General features: G+C 62.1%; 17 protein-coding genes and 1 rRNA gene. 4 read left to right on the forward strand and 14 right to left on the reverse strand.

The window, feature by feature from the left end; all coding sequences use genetic code 11:
* Nucleotides 1-54: 54 nt before the first annotated feature.
* The 5 genes from L4X63_RS15540 to der all read right to left on the reverse strand — a co-directional run bounded on the left by L4X63_RS15540 (nt 55) and on the right by der (nt 6569).
* Nucleotides 55-855 (reverse strand): ExeA family protein, encoded by an 801-nt coding sequence (locus tag L4X63_RS15540; protein WP_250679561.1) that lies wholly within the window; start codon nt 853-855, stop codon nt 55-57.
* Complete coding sequence (locus L4X63_RS15545) at nt 855-2939, reverse strand: chemotaxis protein CheA (RefSeq protein WP_250679562.1); 2085 nt, start codon at nt 2937-2939, stop codon at nt 855-857. The genes L4X63_RS15540 and L4X63_RS15545 overlap by 1 nt, the downstream gene beginning before the upstream one ends.
* A 33-nt stretch (nt 2940-2972) precedes the next feature.
* Complete coding sequence (locus L4X63_RS15550) at nt 2973-3341, reverse strand: response regulator (RefSeq protein WP_250679563.1); 369 nt, start codon at nt 3339-3341, stop codon at nt 2973-2975.
* Between the two features lies 1 nt (nt 3342).
* Nucleotides 3343-5166, reverse strand: coding sequence for a response regulator (locus L4X63_RS15555; RefSeq protein ID WP_250679564.1), 1824 nt, complete (start codon nt 5164-5166; stop codon nt 3343-3345).
* Nucleotides 5167-5246: 80 nt separating this feature from the next.
* The gene (gene der / locus L4X63_RS15560; RefSeq protein WP_250679565.1) at nt 5247-6569 is read right to left on the reverse strand and encodes a ribosome biogenesis GTPase Der; all 1323 of its coding nucleotides are present in this window, start codon (nt 6567-6569) and stop codon (nt 5247-5249) included.
* A gap of 290 nt (nt 6570-6859) precedes the next feature.
* On the opposite strand from der, the gene L4X63_RS15565 reads away from it, so the two are divergent.
* Nucleotides 6860-7378, forward strand: a complete 519-nt coding sequence (locus L4X63_RS15565; protein WP_250679566.1) for a metallophosphoesterase family protein — start codon at nt 6860-6862, stop codon at nt 7376-7378.
* Here the strand turns inward: L4X63_RS15565 and modF are convergent.
* The 8 genes from modF to ung all read right to left on the reverse strand — a co-directional run bounded on the left by modF (nt 7359) and on the right by ung (nt 15552).
* Nucleotides 7359-8816 (reverse strand): molybdate ABC transporter ATP-binding protein ModF, encoded by a 1458-nt coding sequence (gene modF / locus L4X63_RS15570; protein ID WP_250679567.1) that lies wholly within the window; start codon nt 8814-8816, stop codon nt 7359-7361. The two genes, L4X63_RS15565 and modF, sit on opposite strands and share 20 nt — an antisense overlap.
* Nucleotides 8817-8852: 36 nt before the next feature.
* Nucleotides 8853-9785: an FAD-dependent oxidoreductase gene (locus tag L4X63_RS15575; RefSeq protein ID WP_250679568.1), complete on the reverse strand. Its 933-nt coding sequence runs from the start codon at nt 9783-9785 to the stop codon at nt 8853-8855.
* 170 nt (nt 9786-9955) lie between these two features.
* Complete coding sequence (locus L4X63_RS15580) at nt 9956-10894, reverse strand: DsbA family protein (RefSeq protein WP_250679569.1); 939 nt, start codon at nt 10892-10894, stop codon at nt 9956-9958.
* 2 nt (nt 10895-10896) lie between these two features.
* A complete protein-coding gene (locus tag L4X63_RS15585; RefSeq protein ID WP_250679570.1) occupies nt 10897-12108 on the reverse strand; it encodes an aminotransferase class V-fold PLP-dependent enzyme in 1212 nt (403 codons plus the stop codon).
* 170 nt (nt 12109-12278) lie between these two features.
* Nucleotides 12279-13184 (reverse strand): DMT family transporter, encoded by a 906-nt coding sequence (locus L4X63_RS15590; protein ID WP_250679571.1) that lies wholly within the window; start codon nt 13182-13184, stop codon nt 12279-12281.
* A 41-nt stretch (nt 13185-13225) separates the two neighbouring features.
* Nucleotides 13226-13885 carry a CoA transferase subunit B gene (locus tag L4X63_RS15595; RefSeq protein ID WP_250679572.1) on the reverse strand — a complete coding sequence of 220 codons (660 nt, stop codon included), beginning with the start codon at nt 13883-13885 and terminating at the stop codon, nt 13226-13228.
* A complete protein-coding gene (locus L4X63_RS15600) occupies nt 13882-14580 on the reverse strand; it encodes a CoA transferase subunit A (protein ID WP_250679573.1) in 699 nt (232 codons plus the stop codon). The genes L4X63_RS15595 and L4X63_RS15600 overlap by 4 nt, the downstream gene beginning before the upstream one ends.
* A 276-nt stretch (nt 14581-14856) precedes the next feature.
* The gene (ung, locus tag L4X63_RS15605; protein ID WP_284694648.1) at nt 14857-15552 is read right to left on the reverse strand and encodes a uracil-DNA glycosylase; all 696 of its coding nucleotides are present in this window, start codon (nt 15550-15552) and stop codon (nt 14857-14859) included.
* Between the two features lie 313 nt (nt 15553-15865).
* Here ung and L4X63_RS15610 point away from each other — a divergent pair, with 313 nt between their 5' ends.
* The 3 genes from L4X63_RS15610 to lon all read left to right on the forward strand — a co-directional run bounded on the left by L4X63_RS15610 (nt 15866) and on the right by lon (nt 19655).
* Nucleotides 15866-16297, forward strand: a complete 432-nt coding sequence (locus L4X63_RS15610; protein WP_250679574.1) for an FKBP-type peptidyl-prolyl cis-trans isomerase — start codon at nt 15866-15868, stop codon at nt 16295-16297.
* 130 nt (nt 16298-16427) lie between these two features.
* On the forward strand, nt 16428-16859 hold the full coding sequence (locus L4X63_RS15615) for a GSU0071 family protein (RefSeq protein WP_250679575.1): 432 nt from the start codon (nt 16428-16430) through the stop codon (nt 16857-16859).
* Nucleotides 16860-17195: 336 nt separating this feature from the next.
* Complete coding sequence (gene lon / locus L4X63_RS15620) at nt 17196-19655, forward strand: endopeptidase La (protein ID WP_250679576.1); 2460 nt, start codon at nt 17196-17198, stop codon at nt 19653-19655.
* Nucleotides 19656-19764: 109 nt separating this feature from the next.
* Here the strand turns inward: lon and rrf are convergent.
* Nucleotides 19765-19868: ribosomal RNA gene (rrf, locus tag L4X63_RS15625) — 5S ribosomal RNA — on the reverse strand; the annotation flags it as partial.

The following is a 19868-nucleotide window of genomic DNA, read 5'->3' on the forward strand; positions in this document are numbered from 1 at the left end:
CTTTCTTGCTCATTGCCCCCCCTCCCTCAAGGGAAGGGGGGACTTGATCGTTGGTTACGGCAACAGCTCCTCGGCGGCTTCCTCGACCACCGAAGAATCGATCCAGGTGGCGTCGCGTCCGTAGCCGACCAGCAGCGCATTGGTGGCCAGCGAGTTGATCCGGCGCGGCACCCCGGCGGTGATCTCGTAGATCCGCTGCACGGCGTCGGGGGAGAAGAGCCCCGGCGAGCCGCCGGCCGCGCAGATCCTGAAATCCAGGTACTCCATGGTCTCGTCCAGCCCCAGGGGGGCCAGGTGGAAGTTCAGCGAGATCCGCTGCCTGAACGGCTCGTACACCGGGGAGGCCAGCATCCCGCGGAGCTCGGGCTGCCCCATCAGGATCACGCTCACCAGGTTCTGGTCGTCCAGCTGGAAGTTGGTCAACAGCCGGATCTCGTCGAAGAGCTCCCGGTCGGGGATCATCTGGGCCTCGTCGATCACCACCACCGGCACCCTCCCCTCGCGGTGGAGGCCGTAAAGCGCGGTGGTGATCTCCTTCAAGAGCTCGTCTTTGGCGTGCGAGGGGCTCCCCACGTCCAGCCCGGAAGCGATCACCCGCAAAAGCTCGTCGGCGGTCAGCCTCGGGTTGAAGACGAACAGGAAGTGGTAGCGGTCCCCCATCCGGTCCATGAGCGCGCGGGAGATGGTGGTCTTCCCGCAGCCGATGTCCCCGGTCAAAAGCGCCAGCTCGCATTCCTCGACCGCGTACTCGAGCCGGGCGAGCGCCTCCCGGTGGCCCCGGCTCATGTAGAGAAAGCGCGGGTCGGGAGTCTTGCTGAAGGGCTTTTCGGTGAGCCCGTAGAACGACTTATACATCAGCCGGCACTCCCGCGAGTGGCCTCGCTGATGACGCTGCCGACGTCAAGCACCAGGATGGTCCGCTGGTCGCCCAGGTCGGCCGCACCGGAGATCCCCTTGAAGCCGGCGAAGGTCTCGCCGATCGACTTGATGACGATGTCCTGCTGCCCGAGGAGGTCGTCCACCACGAGCCCCAGCCTCTTTTCGGCCACCCCGACCACCACGACGTAGAAGGAGTCCGGGATATCCCCCGCCCCCTTGAGCTCGAAGAAATCGGAGAGCCGCAAGAGCGGCAGGGTCGTCTCCCTGAGCTGGATGACCTCCTTGCGCTCCACGGTCTTGATCTCCTTGCGCTCGACGATGATGCTCTCGAGCACGGAGGTGATGGGAAGCGCGTAGGTGCGGCCGGCGGTGGTGATGATGAGCGCCTTGATGATGGCGAGCGTGATGGGGAGGGTGATGGTGACCCGGGTACCGCGGCCGGGGAAGGTCTCCAGGTCGATCATCCCGGAAAGGGCGGCGATGTTGGTCCTTACCACATCCATCCCCACGCCGCGGCCGGAGATCTCGCTCACCTGCTCGGAGGTGGAGAAGCCGGGGAGGAAGATGAACTCGAGCGCCTCCTTGTCGGAGACCTCGAAGGGGGAGCCGATCACGCCGCGCTCGACCGCCTTCTGCCGTACCCGGCCGAGATCGATCCCGGCGCCGTCGTCCTCGATCTGGATGACGACGTGGTTCCCCTTCTGGAACGACGACAGGACGATGGTACCCTTCTCGTCCTTGCCGGCAGCGAGGCGCGCCGCCGGGGTTTCCAGACCGTGGTCGATGGCGTTTCTGACGATGTGCATGACCGGATCGGAGATGTCCTCGATGATCAGCTTGTCGAGCTCGGTCTCGGCCCCGAAGAGCTTCAGGTCGACCTTTTTCCCCTGCTCGCGGGAGATCTTGCGGATGATGCGGGTCATCTTCTCGAAGAGCTGGCCGACCGGGATCATCCGGATCTCCATGACCCCTTTCTGCAGCTCGGCGAGCTTCTTCTCGAGCCCCTTGGCCGCCTTGGCCACCTGCTGGCCGGGGAGGATCAGCCCGTCGCGGCGCATCTTGGCGGCCACCTCGGCGATCATGGAGTGGGAGAGCACCAGCTCGCCCACGATGTTCATGAGGAGGTCGAGCTTGCCGATGTCCACCCGGACGGTGCGGCTCATGCTCTTGGCGCTCACCCCCTGGTCCGCCGGGTTCACCGGCTGCGGCTCGGGCTCGCTCTCGACGGCTGCGGGGGCCAGGGCGGCCACCGGGGCCTCCACGGGAGCGGCCTTGGGCGCTGCGGGAGCGGGAGCGCCCTTCTTCTCCTGCTTCCCGAAGCTCGTGACGGTCAGGTGGTCGCGCTCGATGAGCGGGGTGAGCTCGTCGGTGGCAAGCTCGGAGCCGAAGAGGATCTCGAAATCGATACCGGCGTCGATGCCGCTGGAGGCGGAGGGGAGCGTGCTGATGACCTCGCCGACCTGCTTCAGCTGATCGGTCAGCTCCATCAGCTCGGAATCGAAGTTGGTCAGGAGGAGGGAGACCCGGATCGAGTAGATGCGCCGCCCCTTCTTGACGTTCTCCAGAAGGCGGTGCTCCTCGTACTCGGTCATCGAGCCCAGGACCCGTTCGGGGATGTTGAGGGCGGCCAGGGGGGAGTCCTTGGCGGCCTTCGGTTTGTTGGTGAGGCAGTCGTTGATCCGCTCCATGGCGCCGGTGAGGTCGACCGGTTCGCCGCCACCCTGGCCGGCGTTTCGCACCAGGGCGGTCAGAAGCTCGGTGGATTCGAAGAGGGCACTCACCACCCCCTGGTCGAGCTCGACCTTGCCGAGCCTCAGGGCGTCGAGGAGGTTTTCCAGGTGATGGCCAAGCTCGGCGATCTCGGTCAGGCCGAACATCCCCGCGAGCCCCTTCAGCGAATGGGCGGCGCGGAAGACGGAGTTGACCAGGTCGGGGTTGCACTCCCCCCCGTCGGCGCAATCGCTCAATGCCACCAGGTCCAGGCTCAGCTGGTCAAGGATCTCCTCGGCCTCGGCCAGGAAGTCCTTGACCGCTTTTGCTATGTTCTCCTCAGCGCTCATGACAACCTCATCGCAGTGGAATCGGCCCCGACCTTAGGGTTCGAGGTATTTGGAGATGAGCTCCTGGAGCTTCACCGGGTCGAACGGCTTGACCAGGTACTCGTTGGCTCCCAGCGCGCGCCCCTTTTCGAGGTCCTTGTCGCCGCTCTCGGTGGAAACGATGAAGAGCGGGATGGAGGCGTAGTTGGGGTTGTTGCGCACGTAGCTGATCAACTCCAGGCCGTTTATGTCCGGCATGTTGATGTCCGTGATGATCAGGTCCACCTTCTCGCGCGGCAACAGTCGCAGCGCCTCGAATCCGCTGGCGGCCTCAACGATGGAGTACTTCTCGAGCTCGTCGATGGTGGAGACCAGCATGGAGCGCATGGTGTTGGAATCCTCGGCAATCAGTATCCTTTTCACGTCAATTCTCCCCCCGGCCCTGGTCCTGCAGCCTACGCTGCAAAAGGGCCTTCTCCATTGCTATGCCGGCCTGGCTGAGGAATATCTCCAGCGACTCGGTATCGCCGATGGCTTTTTGTTCCGGCAGGTTATCGCCGTAGAGGATGGCGACCACCTTTCCTTCGCTTACGATCGGTCCCAGGAAAACCTCCTGGGGGCGTTCCTCCCCGAGCTGCTCGAAGAAGAAGCGGTTCCAGACCGAGTCCTCGATGGCCCCCTTGATGGGGAACTTCGCCTCCAGCACGGTGCCGAAGAGCGAGGGCTCCTCCCGGGGGATCCGCAAACTGCGCACGTGGGAATCGGCGGAGCCGTCCCGGTCGTCGAGGCCGAACTGGCCCAAGCCCTGGATCACGTCCTTCTTGACCAGCATGATCACGGCGCGGTTGACGAACTCGGCGGCGAAGCGGAGCACCAGGAGGATGATCCCTCCGCCCAGTTGCGGGTTGTTCAATTCTTCGAGCATCCCCCTAAGATGGGAGACGCCGATGCTCTGGTTGATCTGGGGAGCGGGCAGGGCGGGTTCCTCGCCCATCTCGAGCCTCAGCTCGTCGCCGATGTTGATCCGGCTGTCGGCTCCGCCGGCCGACGGCGAAGCGGCCAGGGACGCGGCCAGGTGCGGCACGAAGCCTGCGGCCGCCTCGGCGATCTCTCCCTGCCCCGGCTTGACCAGGACGGGGACGCCGAGTCCGCGGCAACGCTTTTGCCCCTCTTCGTTGGGGAAGTCGGTGACCGCCAAAACGGAGAGCTCGGGGAAGTTGGCCTTGAGGAGCTCGAGGAGCTCGAGTCCGCCGACGATACCGGTGCCGTCCATGCGCGGCATGACGAGGTCGACCACCACCGACGGCCGCTCGCCGTCGCGGTAGAGGGTGTCGACCCGGATCAGGGCATCCTCGCTGCGGCCGGCCGGGTAGACGCGGTACCCCTGGCGGCTCAAAAGCGGGGCGAGCACCTCCAGCGTGCCGGGGTCGTCGTCCACCAGCACGAGCGGGCGTCCCCCCTGCGGGAGGCCGGCGGCGGGGTCCGGAGTCTCGTCCTGGGGAGCGAATTCGAGAGAGCCGCCACCGCCGGGATGGGCAGCGAAGGGGTCCACCACCGCCCCGGCGGCCGCGGGCCGTGCCATCGGCTCGGGAAAGGGGACGTCGATTGGGGGGAGTTTGGGCGTGGCAGCAGCCTTCTCCTCCGGGACGCTCTTCTCCTGCAGGAGATCGAAGGCGAAGTCGACGTTCTCCTCGGATTCCCCCGAAACGTCCTCCCCACCCTCACCCGTCTCCTCGCGGTGGCGCTGCTCGTCGATGATGCGGGACCCTTCCATCGCCAGGTACTGGGGGTTGAGGCCCTGCTTCAGCATGAACTGCAAGGTGTCGACCGCGGCGTCGCGCTCGGCTATCTCCTGCAGCTCGAATTCGAAGGTTCCCTCGGCCCACGCGAAAAGGGAGTAGACCACGTTCTCGATCTGCTCCCTGACCACAGCCTCGATGGCGTCGTGGGGAATTCCGAAGCGGTCGATCAGCAGGACCCCCAAAAGCTGGGTGAACCCCTCCTCGGCCTGGATGCTTAAGGCGCGCTTCAAGGTGGGGAGGTCGATGACCCCTTTCTGGATCAGCGCCTCGCCCAGGTTCTGCTGAAACGTAGTGGAGATGGCGCGGATGACCTGCCCGTTGCGGAAGATGACCCGAGCCTCCCGTCCACGGCTTTGGAGGGAGAGCACGCCCGACCTTCTGCTCAGGCTGACGATCTGCAGGATCTCGCCGAGCCCCAGGTCTTCCAGATTACCGACGAGACTCATGGTTGCTGCTCTCTCATGTGGATGGTAGGTCTAAAATTCTCATCATACTAACTTATCGTATCCGCTAAGTAAAGAATGATTTAGGACTGTTTCTTGTCCCTGCCGCGGAAAATAAGTTTCAGCGGAGTGCCGGTAAAACCGAAGGCTTCGCGAAACCGGTTCATGATGTAACGCTCATAGGAAAAGTGGATTCCCTCCGGCTGATTGGTGAAGATCACGAAGGAGGGGGGCTTGATTCCGACCTGGGTGGCGAAGTAGAATTTCACCCTTCTCCCCTGGGAAAGCGGTGCGTGGTTTTCCTCGGTCGCCTTGGAGAAGACCCGGTTGAGATCCGCGGTGGAGACCCTTTTGGCGTACTGCGCCATCACCAGGTCGACCTCGGGGATGATCTTCCCGGTCCGCTGGCCGCTGGTGGCGGAGATGAAGAGGATGGGGGCGAAGGGGAGGTACTTGAAGTTTCTCCGGATCTCCTCCACGAATTTCCCCATCGAGGCGTTGTCCTTGGTGAGGGTGTCCCACTTGTTGACCACGAAGATGCAGGCGCGGCCGGCCTCGTAGGCGTAGCCGGCGATCTTGGAGTCCTGCTCGGTGACCCCGTCCTCGGCGGAGATCACGATGAGCACCACGTCGGCCCGTTCGATGGCGCGCAGGGCGTCCATGACCGAGTATTTCTCGATCTTCTCGACCGTCTTCCCCTTGCGCCGGATGCCGGCGGTGTCGATCAGGATGTACGGCTTCTTGTTGACCGTGAAGCGGGTATCGACCGAGTCGCGGGTGGTTCCGGCGGTGGGGTTCGCGACCACGCGCTCGTAGCCGAGCAGGCGGTTGACCAGGGTGGACTTGCCGACGTTGGGGCGCCCCACCACGGCGATCTTGGTGGTCTCCTCGTCGGCCGCTTTGCCGGTGTCCTGGGGAAGAACCGCAATGACGTCGTCCATCAGGTCGCCCACGCCCCGGTTGTGCTCGGCGGAGATGGTGTAGATCTGGTCGATCCCCAGCGAGTAGAAGTCGCCGGCCGCGGCCTCCTGGCTGTCGCCGTCCACCTTGTTGATGATGAAGAAGATCGGCTTTTTGACCCGCCTGAGCATCTCCACCACCTCGGTGTCGGCCGGGGTGAGGCCGTCGCGGGCGTCCATCACGAAGAGGACCAGGTCCGCCTCGTCCATGGCGAAGCGGGACTGCTCGCGCATCTGCTGGAGCATCCGGTCGTTGGTTTCCGGCTCGAAGCCGCCGGTGTCGACCAGGATGAAGGGGACGTCGAAGCGGTTCACCTCGGCGTAGTTGCGGTCCCGGGTGACACCGGGCATGTCGTCGACCATCGCCTTGCGGCGCCCGACCAGACGGTTAAAAAGGGTGGACTTCCCCACGTTGGGGCGCCCGACGATGGCAATGATTGGTTTCATAGTTCCTACTCGTATGCGACACTTCTAAAGACTAAAAGGGCAACATTCTTTTTTGATAAGATTGCAGACAGTAACCGGTATTAGTACCATTTTGTGCGACAACAAGCAAGAAAAGTCAGGTAATTACGTATACCGGTTAACTACATCTAATTCAGGTCCGTTTTTGTACTCTTTTAAGCCCTGCGAACTCCCCCCTCCCCTTCACGTGAGGCGCGGGGTGAGGACGGGGAAAAAGAGAAGGAACCCTTGTCCGAGAGAGTACGGGAAAGAGCGAACTAGTGAAAGGAGTTATGGTGAAAGAGTTTGCTGCCGGTGGAGAGGAAGCGGCGCACCTAATCGGGGTCATCTCGGACACCCACGGGCTCTTGCGCCCGGAGGCGGTGGAAGCGCTGCGCGGAGTTGAGCTGATCGTCCACGCCGGCGACATCGGAAAGCCGGAGGTCGTCGAGCAGCTCCAGGAGTTGGCGCCGGTGGTGGCGGTACGGGGGAACGTGGATAACGGAGCATGGGCGGAGCCGTTCCCGTTCGTGCAAAGGGTGAAGATCGGGGAGGTCTCGGTGCTGATGATCCACAACCTGAAGGAGCTTCCGCTACGGGCGCCGGGGGAGAGCGGCCGGGTGATCGTCTACGGGCATTCGCACAAGGCGGTCAACGGCGACAAAGACGGCGCCCTCTACCTCAACCCCGGCAGCGCCGGCAAGCGCCGCTTCGGCCTCCCGGTGACGGTGGCACTGCTGAAGATCGAAGGGGGAAAGGTGGCGGCGGAGATAGTCTTCATTGCAAGTGAAGCTACGAAACCTTCCCGGTAAATCCAGCCTCTTTAGCGGGGACCAGTTCGAGGTGGTTGGCGATGCAGGGGATGTCGTCTTCCGCGTGGTGGGTGACGTAGAGGAGCTGGGTCTTCCCGGCACTCCCCAAGTGATCGATCAGCTTCAGCACCATCTCCCGGTTCACGTCGTCGAGCCCCTGGCACGGCTCGTCCAGGATCAGGAGGTCCGGCTGCTTGACCATGGCGCGCGCCAAGAGGACCAGGCGCTGCTCGCCGTAGGAGAGGTTCCGGAAAGGGGCCTCGGCCAGCTCCTCCAAATGGAGCATCCTGAGCCAGTCCAGCGCGATCTCCTGCTGCTTCTTGGTGTAGTCGCCATAGACCCCGATGGAGTCGAAGAAACCGGAGATCACCGCCACCCTCACGGTCACCCCCACCCGGTAATCCTGCTGCAGCGCCGTCGAAACGAGGCCGATCCGCTTCTTGATGTCCCAGACGCTTTCCCCCGAACCTTTCCTGATTCCGAAGAGCGTGATGTCGTTGGCGTAGGCCTGCGGGTGGTCGCCGCTCACCATGGCGAGGAGGGTCGATTTCCCCGCACCGTTGGGTCCCGAAATCTTCCAGTGCTCTCCCGGTTTCACCGTCCAGGTAAGCCCGCTCAGGATCGCCTTCTCCCCGTAGCTGACCTTCACCGCTTTCATCTCGATGAGCGGCTGCCCTGCGGGAAGGGGCGGATTGACAGTGGCGGCGTCCACCTCGGGAAGCTCGGCGGGAAGCGTGTAGTGGAAGGCATGGAGCCTTCTCAGCGCCTCCGAGGCGAGGAGCTCTTCCTTCGGGCCGGTCATGATGAGGCGCCGGTTCTTGATGTATCCGACATGGGTGATTTCGGGGACGAGTTCGGAGAAGCGGTTCAGAAGGAGCACCACCCGGATACCGCTATCCACGCAGCCGGAGATCAACATCTTCAGCGCGGCGCAGGAGGCAACGTCCAGGCCGTCGAACGGCTCGTCAAGAATGAGCAGTTCCGGATCCTGCATGAGGGCCTTGCAGACGACGATCTTGCGCATCTCGCCGGTGGAGAGGTACTTGATGCCGCGGTCGAGGATGCCGGTGAAGTTGAGCAGCCGGGCCAGGTCGCGGAGCTTTCTTTCCCCGGTCGGTTCCCCTTCCAGGATGAAATCGCGGGCGAGGGTCCCCTCGTCGATGTAGTCGAGGAAATCCGAGTCGTCGTTGTACCTTTCTATCTCGAGGATCTCGTTGACCCTTTCGAAGGAGACGTAGCCGGTGCGCGCGGGGAGGCGGCAGCTCCCGGAGGCCACCGGCAGCCGGCCGCAGAGGAGTTTCCCCAGTGCCGACTTCCCGGAGCCGTTGGCCCCGACGATCCCCCACTGCTCGCCCTTTCTCATGGCGAGCGTGATTCCCTCCAGCCTGACCTCGTCCTTGATGACCGCCGTTACCTGATCGAGTACAACTTCTGACAAACCTGTTCTCCTTGCTTGGTGATGCCGGGGCTCTAGCTACCCCAGCTTGCGGACGAAAAAGCCGGTCATGCCAGCCGCCTCGACACGGCCCGCTATTTCGGCGGCATCGGTACCGTCAAGCGACCGCTCCCTCATGTGACCGAAGAGCTCCCACCCCGAGAAGGTGTAGGTTTCGCCCACCTCGCCTAACGCCCCTTTGTGCTCGAGTCCCCAGGCAATGCCTTCTCCGCAGGCCAGGGTTCTTGGGAGCGCGACAGGATCAAGCCCCCAGGCCAGCCGCGCCGCATTGTGTCCGGCCAGCGTCCCGGTGAGGATGGCCTCGCTTTGGCCGCGAAGAAATCCGGCCTTGTCGCCGGCGCAAAAGACGTTGGAGAGCCCGGCCACCCGCAAGGTATCGCCGCACGGGAGAATGTCCTCCCTTTCGTCGAGACCGGCCAAGGCGGGGATCCCCAAAGGAGCGCCGAAGGTGGGACAGCGGGTGATGCACCTGCCGCAGTCCATACCGAGAGTGGAGCAGTTCCCTTCAGGACCGGCGGTGCCGGAGGCATCCACGAAGGCATCGCCCGCCGCTTCAATCCGCGTTGATCCTTCTGCAACGGTGGCCGAGATGCCGGTCACCGTCTCCTGTGTGACCTGCGCGGTATCCACGCGGGCCTGAAGATGTACCACCACTCCCGCCAGGAGCAGGGACCGCCTCACCACGGGCTCGATGGTGGCGAGGTCATGGCCGGTGAGCTCGACCTGGCAATGACGGTCGATCACCTGGAAGAGTGTTCCGCCGCCCATGGCAACCAGCTCCCCGACCACCGCAAACCGGCCGTTCACCCGTATGCCGCCCTCCACCACCCCGGTCCCCAGCAGCATGTCGGTCCGCTCGAAGAGACGAACGTCGCACCCCGCCTGCCGGGCCGCCAGAGCAGCCGCCGTACCGGCCCATCCGCCGCCGACGATAACCACTTTTTTGGACATTCGTTCTCCTGGGATGGGCGAAAGCAGGGAGGGAACTTTCGAGGACCTCGGAGGGTCATGACTTGGAAGGGGGGATCTCGTGAGTCTCGCTGCTAACTGCTTGAAATTACAGAATAGGTGATCGACTATAGATTAATGCAACGGACAAAGTCAAGTTAGAAACCGTTCGCTCACTTCAACCAGTAGGCGAGACCTTTCAAGGCAATGGCGTAGACACGGTCGGGTTTTGGGCCAACAAAGGCTTTGCCGTTGATGAAAACGGTGGGGGTGCCGAAGAAATTGGTCTTCAGCGCCTCTTCCGCCTGACTGTCCACCGCATCCCGAGTGGCGGGGGCGTCGAGGCAGCGGCTGATCTCCCCCCAGTCGAGGCCGAGCTTCGCGGTAGTAGCCCGGGCCCCTTCCAGAGTATCGAGGGTGGGGAGCTGGGCGGTGAAGAGGGTCTCGTTCAGCTTCCAGTACCGGGACGGGTCCTGCCGGTAGACACAGTATCCGAGCCGGGTCATCAGGTTGGTCTTCACCTTGACCGGGTAGTCGATGAAGGTGAAGCTGGCGCCGTTTCTCTCCGCCAGCTCTTTCAACGAGTGGTAGACCCGCCGGGTGTAGGCGCATCCGTAACAGCCGATGACGACGATGCTCCCCTCCCCTTTCCCTTTGATGGTCGGGAAGGAGCGGAGATCGGCCTCCTTGAGGGTGAGATCCTCGACCGTAGTCGGCTTCTCCCGGCACCCGGCGTCGACGGCCGACACCGTGCTGTTTTCTCCCGATGGGTCGAGCAGGCAGAAGCTCGTTTCGTTGAGGCCGCTGCAACTCCCGGTGACATAGAAGAGATAGAGCCCGCGGACGGCGTAGACACTGCTCGCCGTGACGATCAGGAACATCGCCCAGGCGATCAGTTCGAAGTTCCGGTTGAGGAGGCGCGCCGCCGTCTCGGAGCGGTTGATGACGCTCCCGAGGATGCGGCTCTTGATCTTTTCGTCGAACCCGGTCGTGCAGGGCCGGAAGGTCACCCGGCGGAAGACGCACCCCCAGGCCTCCCTGGCGAGCTCACGGCTCCCCGCGCTGAAGATGCCGAAGATGGCCAGTATGATGAAGGCGACGATGCAGAACATGGCTAGAGCACCCGGTCGATCTTCCGCAGGGCGTCGAGGAAGATGCCGGTTTCTTCGACGGTGTTGTAGAAGTAGACGGAGGCGCGGAGGGAACCGGGGAGCCCGTGGGCGTTGAACCAGGAATGGACGCAGTGCTGGCCGGAACGGACCATGACGTCGGCCATCTGGTCGAGCATCAGGGCGATCCGGTGTGGGTCGATCCCTTCCACGGCGAGGGAGAGGATCCCCCCGCGCTTTTCGGGATCGGCGGGGCCGAGGATGCGGAACCTTTTGAGGCCTTCGAGTCCCGCGGTGAGGTGGCTGTTGAGGAGGAGGTCCTGGCGCTGGATGTTCTTGAAGCCGATCTTTTCAAGGTAATCGATCGCCGCGCCGAGGCCGATGATTCCGGCATAGTCGGCGAGACCTGCCTCGAACTTCTCGGGCGGGGGGAGGAATTCGCAGCCGTCGTAGCTCGATGAGGAGACCGTGCCGCCACCGACCATGAAAGGCTGCATCTCCTCCAGGTGCCGGTATTTGCCGTAGAGGACGCCGGTACCGGAGGGGCCGAGCACCTTGTGGCCGGAGAAGGATAAAAAATCCACATCGAGGGCTTTGACGTCCAGGCGCTGATGGGGGGCGGCCTGGGCGGCATCCAAGAGGACGAGGGACCCGTTGGCCCGGGCCTTCCGGATGATTTCGGCAGCGGGAATGGCGACGCCATCGAGGTTGGAGCAAAGCCCGAGGGCCACCAGCTTGACGCGATCGTCCAGGTACGACGAAAAACGGTCGAGGTCGAAGGTGTTGTCGTCGCGGGAACGGGCGATCCGGATCTCGATACCGCGCCTCTTGGCGAGCATCTGCCAGGGGAGGAGATTGGAGTTGTGCTCCTTATCGCCGATAAGGACGACGTCGCCTTTCCCCAAGGGGAGGGAATTGGCGACGAGATTGATCCCTTCGGTGGTGTTGCGGGTAAAGACGATCTCCTCTTTGCGGGAGGCATTGAGGAAACGTGCCACGGTCTCGCGTGCGGCCTCGCACTGGCTGGCTACTTCATTGGCGAGGCGGTGCATGCTGCGGCCGCCGCAGGCCGAGGTCTCCTGGTAGTACCGGTCCATGACCTCGATGACCTTGGCCGGGCGCAGGGTCTGGCATGCGTTGTCGAGGTAGACGACAGGGCGCCGGTCTCTCTTCGCCTGAAGCATGGGAAAGTCCTGCCGGATGGCTTCCAGGTCCATGGCCGATCCTTTCGTACTTCATGTTTCTGAAACTGCACGATTAACTTTCCCACATGGTCTACGATGCGTCAAATGAGGAAGTGAGTTCTTGGAAACTAATGGCGGGGTACCTTCCGGCCAATCGCCGCGGCTACTCGGCTACTCGGCTACTCGGCTACTCGGCTACTCGGCTACTCGGCGTAGGCCAACCGGACGTGGCGCTCCCGCAGGCGCTTTACCGACAGCGGCAGCACCACGGCGCCGAAGATCAGCGCGCAGCCGAACAATTCGCCGGGGGAGAGCCGTTCTCCCAGGATCAGCATGCCGCCCACCATGCTCCAGACGGGATCGAGGGTGTAGATGAGCCCCGCCTTGGTGGGGGTGGTGAAGCGCTGGTAGGTATTCATAAGGGTGAAGGCGACTACCGTCGGGAAGATGGCGCAGTACACGAGACTGCCGCCGGAGGCAGCCGTGATGGAGAACGGTTCCGCGGGGAGGATGGCGTACAAAACTCCTCCGACCGCCGCCACGGTGGCGAACTGTACCAGGGTAACAAGGTAGATGTCTTCGTCGGTCAAAAGCTTGGAAACGGAAATGATGTGAAATGCGATGAATAAGGCGCAGAGGGTAGAGAGCACGTCGCCACGGTTGAATCCCTCGACCCCGCCATAGGCCAGTTGCCACATGCCCGCCATCGCCATGAAGAGCCCGGCCACCGTCCACCGGTCCATCTTCTCCCGCCACAACATAAAGCAGAAAAGGGGAATGATGAGCACGAAAAGGTTGTTGAGAAATCCGGCCCGCGACGCCGAAGTGCCACTGACACCGAGCACGAAGGAGACGTTGGTGGCAGCCAGCGCGAAGCCGACCAGCAGGCCGGTTTTGAGCGTGACCAGGTTTAACTTCTTCAGGCGCGGAAGGCAGACGCCCCCCATCACGAGAGCGGCAAGGGCAAACCGGAAAAAGAGAAAGGTCACCGGGGGAATATCGCGAAAGCCGATCTTATTGAAGATAAAACTCCCACCCCAGAAAAAGGTGGATAGTACCAGCCAGAAGGTGGCTTTGGATGAACTGATCTGAGTGTCGTTTGCGGGCATCGCCTATTAAAAGCAGCCCCGGCGTCATAAGTCAACCCGATTCACTCAACCTCCCCTACGCCCAACCGCGCAGCGGCGAGCAACGTGGGCTCGGTAGATCTACGCACCTCCTCCACAGACAATCCGGGAGCCACCTCCTGCAAGACCAGCCCATCCCGAGTGACGTCTATGACAGCACGATCGGTGATGATCCTGTTCACCACCCGCTTCCCCGTGAGCGGAAGCGAGCACCGGTTGACTATCTTCGGGCGCCCCTCCTTGTCCAGATGGTCCATGAGGATCACCACCCGCTTGGCGCCATGCACGAGGTCCATGGCGCCCCCCATCCCCTTCACCATTTTCCCGGGGATCACCCAGTTTGCCAGATCCCCCTCCGCAGAGACTTCCATTCCACCGAGGATGGCGAGGTCGATGTGGCCTCCCCGGATCATGGCGAAGGACTCGGCACTGCTGAAGAGGGCTGCGCCGGGGATCATGGTGATGGTCTCCTTGCCCGCGTTGACGAGGTCAGCGTCCACCTCTTCCTCGGTCGGGTAGGGGCCGATTCCGAGGAGACCGTTTTCCGATTGGAGCACCACCCGCTTATCCTTCGGCAGGTAATTGGCGATGAGGGTGGGCATCCCGATGCCGAGGTTGACATAGAAGCCATCCTCGATCTCCAGTGCCGCCCGCCGTGCTATCTCTTCCCGTGTCCAGCTCATATCGCGGCTCCCTTGGCAACCGTCCGCTTCTCGATCCTCTTCTCGTAGCGGGGGCCCTGCACGATGCGCTGCACGTAGATGCTCGGAGTGTGGATCTCTTCCGGCACCAGCGCCCCGATAGCTGTAAGTATCTCGACTTCGGCGATGGTTACCTTACCGGCGGCGGCCATCATCGGATTGAAATCCCGGGCCGTGCGGCGGTACTGGAGGTTCCCCAGCCCGTCCCCCCGCCACGCCTTCACGAGCGCGAAGTCGGCACGCATGCCGCGCTCGAGCAGGTACTCCTTACCTTCGAAAACGCGGGTCTCCCTTCCCTCCCCGAGGGGAGTCCCCACCCCGGCGGGGGTATAGAACGCGGGGATCCCGGCCCCGCCTGCCCGGATCCGTTCCGCCAGCGTCCCCTGGGGAACCAGCTCCACCTCCAACTCCCCCGAGAGGTACTGCTGCTCGAACTGGCGGTTCTCGCCGACGTAGGAGGCCACCATCCGCCGGATCTGCCGGTTGGCAAGCAACAGGCCAAGCCCCCAATCCTCAACACCGCAGTTGTTGGAGACTACCGTCAGGTCCCTTACCCCGAGCTCCCGCAGCCCGAGGATCAGGTTTTCCGGAATGCCGACCAGACCGAAGCCACCTACCATGATGGTGGCCCCATCGGATATTCCGGCCAAAGCCTCGGGAATCGACGCACAGATCATGGCAATTCCTCCAGTGTTCCCTCGCCTCCGCTTCAACGGAAGAGCAGTTGTAGGGAGACCCCCCCACGCCCACGCGGATCCGGCGAAGGTGGTCTCCGCCGGGGTACCCTCCCTTTCAAGGGGAGGGACAGGTGAGGATGGGGTGAAACGCTCTTTTGGGGGAACAGTTAAATACTAGCGCGCAGACTCTCGGAGTCATTTGCTTATGCCAATAAAAACAAAAACGGCACCGTTTCAGAGGTGCCGTCATTTTGTTTGAGGGTAGGAAGGTCAGGTTCAGGGAAGCCGCCAGTCTATAGGTTCGCCCCCGTGCCGGACGAGGTAGTCGTTGGCCTTGGAGAAGTGGCGGCAGCCGAGGAAGCCGCGATGGGCCGAGAGCGGGGACGGATGCGGTGCCTGCAGAACCAGGTGCCGGTCCCGGTCGATGACGGCCCCCTTTTTCTGGGCATAGGCACCCCAGAGCATGAAGACCACGTGCTCACGCTGCTTATTGAGAACTTCGATCGTCCGGTCGGTGAACTGCTCCCATCCCTTCCCCTGGTGCGAGGCTGCCCGGTGGGCCTCGACGGTGAGGACGCTGTTCAGGAGCAGCACGCCCTGCCGCGCCCAGCTCTCCAGGTTGCCGTGGCGGAAGTCCTCGGGCTTGAGCCCCAGGTCGGCCTGCAGTTCCTTGAATATGTTGATAAGCGACGGAGGGGAATCCACCCCGGCCGGGACCGAGAAACAGAGACCGTGCGCCTGCCCCGGGCCGTGGTAGGGATCCTGCCCGAGGATCACCACCTTCACCTGGTCGAGCGGTGTCGTGTTGAAGGCGTTGAAATACTGGCTTCCCTTCGGAAAAATGGTCTTCCGTCCGGCGATCTCTTTGCGCAAAAAATCTTTGAGGGCCGCCATGTAGGGCTTGGCGAACTCTCCGGCGAGATGCTGCTTCCAGCTTTGCTCCAGTTGAACCTGCGCTTCAGTAGTCATCATGCAGTCCCCGAAATGATATTGATCCGGAAAATATCACATCGACTTTGCCACCTCCAAGGTCTTTTTCATCTCCGGCAAGACGGTGAAATGCCGGGCATGCTGCCGCCATTTTAAGCAGCTAGCGAGGCCGTTTTTGCTGATACGTCATGGGAATACTACCCCTTTGCTGCTGGCAGATTTTATGCAAAGCTGAGGACAGGTCGCGAAACGGCCATCCGTGAGCGGCGAGCCGGCCTGAAAAAAGCAGCGGGCGATGGCAAGCGCAGAAGGCGGGAAGCGCTGGAAGTGGCAGGTGCCGGCGAAGGAGGAGGTAATGGTGAAAAGGATTCCTGCAGGGACCACCGTGTCCGTCCATTACATCGGAACTCTCGACAACGGCAGGATCTTCGACTCCACTCCCGACGACGAGCCGCTCGTCTTTACGCTCGGGTGCGGGGAGATCTTTCCCGCGCTGGAGGCCGAGATCGCTGGAATGGAGGCCGGTGAGGTGCGAAACCTAGTCATCCCTTCAGCGCAAGCCTATGGGCCCCGGCTGGACGCCAACATCCTCAAGCTGGACCGGAGCTCCTTTCCGGAAGGGCGGGAAATACGGGTAGGACAAAAACTTGTCATCGAGTTCGGCGGGAACAACGCGCGCACCATGATGGTTACCGAGGTGACCGAAGGCGCGGTAACTCTCGACGGAAATCACCCGCTGGCCGGCCTGGATCTCACCTTCGCGGTCAAGCTGCACGGCATCCATTGACAGTAAATTCGAACACTGGCAGAATGCATTTTTTGTTGCAGAGGCGGAGCTTGTAGAGTATTGGGTTGTACTAATTATCCAACCCCCAGCGTTTTGCGGGGGTGATCATCGCAAAGAAGTGAGGAGCACCATGGATACTTACACCATCGACATCGAAATCGAACACTACTACGGCGACCGCATGGCAACGTCCAACCGCGAGGCCTGCCGCAGGCTGTACCTCCGCGCCGTCAGCCGTTTTAACGGACCCGACCTCGATCATTACCTCGACGTCATCCGCGGCCACGCCGCTGTCTACGCATCCCTCAGCAAGGCAATGCAGTCCCCGATGAAGCACGTCGAGATGCCGCTGTTCCTTTCCAGCCTCGTGCTTTTCGCCGCCAGCATCGTGACCGCCATCAACGGCGAAGCCACCCCGCTGGTAGCTGCCGGGATGTCCGGTGCTGCCGTCGGCATGCTCAACTGCATCCGGAAGCTCGCCCGTTACTGGGAGGAATACTCCGTGCGTGAAGCAGTTTTCGTCGAACTCGCTGAAAACGCGGAGCGTCTCCACCACCAGTAGACATTACCGCGCATTGGCAACCAAAGGGAGGGCCGGTCACCGATCGGCCCTCTTCCATTTTCCCCTCCCGCGCTGAAAACTCCCATCGCTGACCGCTTCCACCGGCGTCATCGCTGCCCGCTACAAGTGCTCTCCTTCCTTCCCGCTCCGGGCACTCATATCCCCCCCGCTCTAGCCGCTCTTCCCCCTACACTTTCACCGTCGTTTCTTCGTTGAACTTTGCCACTCTTCGCCGCGGCTGTTGCTTAAGCTGAATCGATCCGGTGGAGGTTGACACTGAAGGATCTCGTGCTTAGGTTACAGTAAATCCTGCTAAATCTTCCCAGGAGCACAATCATGAGCGCACTAGATACTGAAACGGTTGTCGAGGCCGAAGTAAACGGCCACCCTGAAGGGGAATCCGGCGGTCTGGTTCTGGCCTCCGAGGTGCTGCCCCCTTCCCTTCCTATCATTCCACTACGTCCCCGGCCGGCCTTTCCAAACCTGCTGGTGCCGATGGTTCTCACCGATCCGCACGAGATCCAGGCTGCCAAGATTGCCATGGAATCGTCCTCCCACGCAATCGGCCTGGTGCTGGCAAAGGAGTACGATCATCCTGATGCCCCGGACAATCTCCACCCGGTGGGGGTAGCCGGCAAGATCGTCCGGGTCATGCACTCCGACGAGAACTCGTTGCAGTTCCTGGTCAACACACTCCAGCGTTTTACCATCGAAGAGGTTACCCAGACCGGCGGTGTGTTGTTCGGCAAGGTGCAGTACTTCTTCGACACCGAGCTCTCGGTGAATCCCGAGCTAAAGGCCTATTCGATGGCGGTGGTCAGCACGCTCAAAGAACTGGTGCAGATCAACCCGCTCTACTCTGAGGAGATCAAGCTTTTCCTCGGCCGCTCCAGCCTGGACGACCCGGGAAGGCTGGCCGACTTCGCAGCCAACCTCACCTCGGCCGACGGGAAGGAACTCCAACAGGTCCTGGAAAGCTTCGATGTCCGCAAACGCATCGACCTGGTGCTGATCCTTTTGAAGAAGGAGCTGGAAGTTTCCCGGCTGCAGTCCAAGATCTCCAAGCAGATCGAGGAGAAGGTCAGCCAGCAGCAACGCGAGTTTTTCCTGAGGGAGCAACTGAAGGCGATCAAGAAGGAGCTTGGCCTCGAGAAGGAGGGAAAGGCCTCCGAACTGGAAAAATTCGAGGAGCGCCTCAAGGGGCTGAAACTGAACGCCGAGGCCCAGCGGACCGTCGACGACGAGCTGGAGAAGCTGAAGCTCCTGGAGCCCGCCTCAGCCGAATACCACGTGACGAGGAACTATCTCGACTGGCTCACTATCCTCCCGTGGGGAAAGTTCAGCAAGGATTCCTATAACCTCGACCGGGCGCGCCGGGTCCTCGACCGCGATCACCACGGCCTGGCAGACGTCAAGGACCGCATCCTCGAATTCATCTCGGTCGGTAAGATGAAGGGCGACATCTCGGGCTCCATCATCTGCCTGGTCGGCCCTCCCGGTGTAGGCAAGACCTCGATCGGCAAGAGTATCGCCGACGCTCTCAGCCGCACTTTCTACCGCTTCACGCTGGGGGGAATGAGGGACGAAGCCGAAATCAAGGGGCACCGCCGCACCTACATCGGCGCCATGCCGGGCAAGTTTATCCAGGCCATGAAGAGCGCGGGGAGCGCCAACCCGGTCCTCATGCTGGACGAGATCGACAAGATCGGCGCGAGCTACCAGGGGGATCCCGCCTCGGCACTTTTGGAGGTGCTCGATCCGGAACAGAATTACTCCTTCCGGGATCACTACCTGGACGTTCCGTTCGATCTCTCCAACGTCCTCTTCATCGCCACCGCCAACCAGCTGGACACTATCCCCGCACCGCTATTGGACCGCATGGAGATCATCCGTCTCTCCGGTTACGTGCTCGAAGAGAAGATGGAAATCGCTAAGAAGTACCTGATCCCCAAGGCGCTCAAGAGTGCCGGACTCAAGGCCGGACAAGTGAGCATCAGGAAGGCGGCGCTCGCTTCCCTCATCGATGGCTGGGCCAGGGAGGCGGGGGTCCGCACCCTGGAGAACCGGATCAAGAAGCTGATGCGCAAGGCGGCGAGAGAATTCGCGACCGGCAGGATAGCTCCCGTGGTGATCGGACCGAACGACCTGACTAACTACCTCGGGCAACCGGTCTTCACCACCGAGGAGGTCTTCGAGCATATCCCCGGCGTGGTCACCGGCCTCGCATGGACGAGCATGGGAGGTGCGACGCTTCCGATCGAGGCCACCGCCACCGCCATGCCGAGCAAGAGCAAAGGGTTCAAACAGACCGGCCAGCTCGGCAACGTCATGGTGGAAAGCTCCGAGATCGCTTACTCCTACGTCATGGCTCATCTTCAGGAGTACGGGGCATCCGGGGACTATTTCGACACCCACTTCGTCCATCTCCATGTACCGGCCGGTGCCACCCCGAAGGACGGTCCCTCGGCGGGGGTCACCATGGCGACTGCCCTGATCTCCATGATGTGCGGGAAGCCGGTCAGGCCGAAACTCGGGATGACCGGAGAGCTGACCCTTACCGGGCGGGTGCTTCCTATCGGGGGAGTGAAAGAGAAGACCATCGCTGCCCGTCGTGCCGGACTGAAGGCCCTGATCTTCCCGGAAGCCAACCGCAAGGATTTCGTCGAGTTGGACGATTACCTGAAGGAAGGGCTCGAGGTCCATTTTGCAAATGAGTACCGGGACGTCTATGAAGTTGCTTTCGGCGAGAAGAACTTGCCGGCGATAAGGCCGAAGAAGGAGTTAGTGAAGAGGTAAGAAAAAGGAGCCCCGCCGGAAGGAATTCTAGCGGGGCTCTTTCATAGGCAGGTGAGCAGAAAAGGAAAAGCCCCGCGCTGGAATACCCAGGCGGGGCTTTCTATTAAATTCCCTGCGGCGACCTACTCTCCCACACCGTTACCAGTGCAGTACCATCGGCCCTGAGAGGCTTAACTTCCGTGTTCGGGATGGGAACGGGTGTGGCCCTCTCGG

The sequence above is a fragment of the Geomonas sp. Red32 genome (assembly GCF_023652955.1).
GTDB lineage: Bacteria > Desulfobacterota > Desulfuromonadia > Geobacterales > Geobacteraceae > Geomonas.